The sequence below is a fragment of the Bradyrhizobium forestalis genome (assembly GCF_002795245.1).
Lineage (GTDB): Bacteria > Pseudomonadota > Alphaproteobacteria > Rhizobiales > Xanthobacteraceae > Bradyrhizobium > Bradyrhizobium forestalis.
On the sequence record NZ_PGVG01000096.1, the window covers coordinates 1 to 2,598 of the forward strand.

Annotated in this window: 3 protein-coding genes; all 3 read left to right on the plus strand. The window is 63.9% G+C overall.

Annotated features, from left to right (window positions below):
* Positions 1-78 precede the first annotated feature (78 nt).
* Genes tnpA through tnpC form a run of 3 tightly spaced genes read left to right on the plus strand, consistent with a single transcriptional unit; the run spans position 79 to position 2,522 of the window.
* Positions 79-480, plus strand: a complete 402-nt coding sequence (gene tnpA / locus CVM73_RS38560) for an IS66-like element accessory protein TnpA (protein WP_100236921.1) — start codon at positions 79-81, stop codon at positions 478-480.
* The gene (gene tnpB, locus CVM73_RS38565; RefSeq protein WP_100236922.1) at positions 477-824 is read left to right on the plus strand and encodes an IS66 family insertion sequence element accessory protein TnpB; all 348 of its coding nucleotides are present in this window, start codon (positions 477-479) and stop codon (positions 822-824) included. Before tnpA ends, tnpB begins: the two co-directional genes overlap by 4 nt.
* Before the next feature lie 45 nt (positions 825-869).
* The gene (tnpC, locus tag CVM73_RS38570; RefSeq protein ID WP_100236923.1) at positions 870-2,522 is read left to right on the plus strand and encodes an IS66 family transposase; all 1,653 of its coding nucleotides are present in this window, start codon (positions 870-872) and stop codon (positions 2,520-2,522) included.
* Positions 2,523-2,598: the final 76 nt, after the last annotated feature.

Genomic DNA, 2,598 nt, shown 5'->3' on the forward strand with positions numbered 1-2,598 from the left:
GTATCCCTCCATTGAGTGCCGCCTTGTTTGACGAACGCGATCGCTGCAGGTCCTAGGGGTAATCCTAGGAGAAGCGCTATGACGATTTCGAGGGCGGAGGTGATCACATCGGTAGAGCGGCGGCGCCGGTGGTCGCAGGATGAGAAGGAACGGCTTGTTGCAGCATCGCTCGAGCCCGGAGCCAGTGTTTCCGAGGTGGCTCGGATGGCCGGCCTTCATGTGAGCCAGCTGTTCAGGTGGCGCAAAGAGCTTTGCAAGCACGGTGAAGCGAGTATTGCGCCGTTCGTGCCGGTCGAGATTGGGCCGTCTGTGCCGCCGCGGGAGGTGGCCGAAGCGCCATTGACGACGACGGCGGCGCGTCGACGGAAGAGCTTGGGCATTATCGAGATTGATCTGGGTAGCGGGCACCGCATCCGGGTCGATGGCGACGTTGATGGAGACGCCTTACGTCGCGTTCTCGATGCTTTGGTCCGCCGATGATTCCGGTTCCGACGGGTGCGCGAGTGTGGCTCGCGACAGGCTACACGGACATGCGCCGAGGCTTTCCGTCGTTGGCACTCCAAGTGCAGGAGGTGCTGCGCAAAGACCCGCTCAGCGGTCATCTGTTTGTCTTCCGCGGTCGCCGGAGCGATCTTGTGAAGGTGATCTGGCACGATGGCCAAGGAGCATGCCTGTTCACCAAAAGACTCGAGAGAGGAAGGTTCATCTGGCCCTCGGTTGCGGGCGAAGCGGTGACGATCTCGCCGGCACAGATGAGCTACCTGTTGTCCGGAATCGATTGGCGCAACCCTCAAGAAACCCGGCGTCCGACGCGGGTCGGATAGGTGTTTTGGGTTTGAATCTGCTGCTTGATCTGATTCAATGGCTTCATGATATCGAAGCCGGACGACCTTCCATCGGACCTTGTCAGTGCACTGGCAGCGCTGCAGGCCGAGCGTGAGGCGCGGCTGCGAGCCGAGGCGATGGCTGCCAGTGCGCGAGCGGAGCTGTCGGATAACGCGGCGCTGATCGCGCATCTCGAGCTGCGGATCGAGAAGCTCAAGCGCGAACTGTACGGGCAGCGCTCCGAGCGCACGTCACGGCTGCTCGAGCAGCTGGAATTGGAGCTCGAAGAACTCGTCACCACGGCGAGCGAGGATGAACTAGCCGCGCGGGCCGCGGCGGCGAAAGTCCAGAGCGTGCGCGCCTTCACGCGCAGGCGGCCGGTGCGCAAGCCCTGGCCGGATGACATCGAACGCGAGCGCGTCGTCATCGAGGCTCCAACGATCTGCGCCTGCTGCGGCGGATCGCGGCTGGCGAAGATTGGCGAGGATGTGACCGAGACCTTGGAGGAGATTCCGCGCCGGTTTAAGGTCATCGAGACGGTACGGGAGAAGTTCACCTGCCGCGATTGCGAGAAGATCAGCCAGCCGCCGGCGCCGTTCCATGCCACGCCGCGCGGCTTCATCGGTCCGCAATTACTGGCGACGATCCTGTTCGACAAGTTCGGCATGCATATCCCGCTCAACCGCCAGAGTGTGCGCTTTAAGGCCGAGAAGATCGACCTGCCGCTGTCGACGCTGGCCGACCAGGTCGGCCACGGGACCTTCGCCGTCATGCCGCTCCTCCTGCTGATCGAACGCCATGTGCTGTCGGCCGAGCGCCTGCATGGCGACGACACCACCATCCGCATCCTGGCCAAGAGCAAGTGCACGACCGGCCGGATCTGGACCTATGTGCGCGACGATCGGCCCTACGGTGGACCTGCGCCGCCGGCGGCGATCTATTACGCCTCGAGCGACCGACGGGGCGAGCATCCCCAGAAGCATCTGGCCGCCTTCGCCGGTATCCTGCAGGCGGATTGCTATAGCGGCTTCGAGCCCTTGTTCGACCCGCAAAGGAAAGCGATGCCGATCACGCCGGCATTCTGCTTCGCCCATGCGCGGCGAGGCTTCTTCGAGCTGGCCGACATCGAGAAGAACGCCAGGGAAGGCAGCAAGGGCAAACCGGTCTCCCCGATCGCGCTGGAGGCGGTCAGACGCCTCGATGCGTTGTTCGAGATCGAGCGCGCCATCAACGGCCGCAGCGCCGACGCGCGCCGTGCCGTGCGCCAGGAGAGAAGCAAGCCGCTGCTCGACGACATGCACGCCTGGCTGCTGCGCGAGCGAGAAACCCTCTCGCGCTCCTCCGAGGTCCTGAAGCCCATGAATTACATGCTCAGGCGCTGGAACGACTTTGCCCGCTTCCTCGACGATGGCAGGATCTGCCTCAGCAATAACGCCGCCGAAAGAGCGTTGCGCGGCATCGCCTTGGGAAGGCGCAACTGGACCTTCGCCGGCAGCCTGCGCGGCGCCGACCGCGCCGCCATCATGCTGACGATGATCACGACCTGTCGCCTGAACGACGTCGATCCCAAAGCCTGGCTCGCCGACGTCCTAGCCCGTATCGCCGATCTTCCTGCATCGCATCTGCACGAACTGCTGCCCTGGGAATGGAAGCCTCTGCCCCAAGCCGGCAAGCCCGACGATCAGCAAGCCGCCTGACCTTCACCCAACGCTGTCATACAGCTCCCACGCCCGCGCGCATGCGTCAATCAGGCGGCCTTCGTCGTATGCGCAC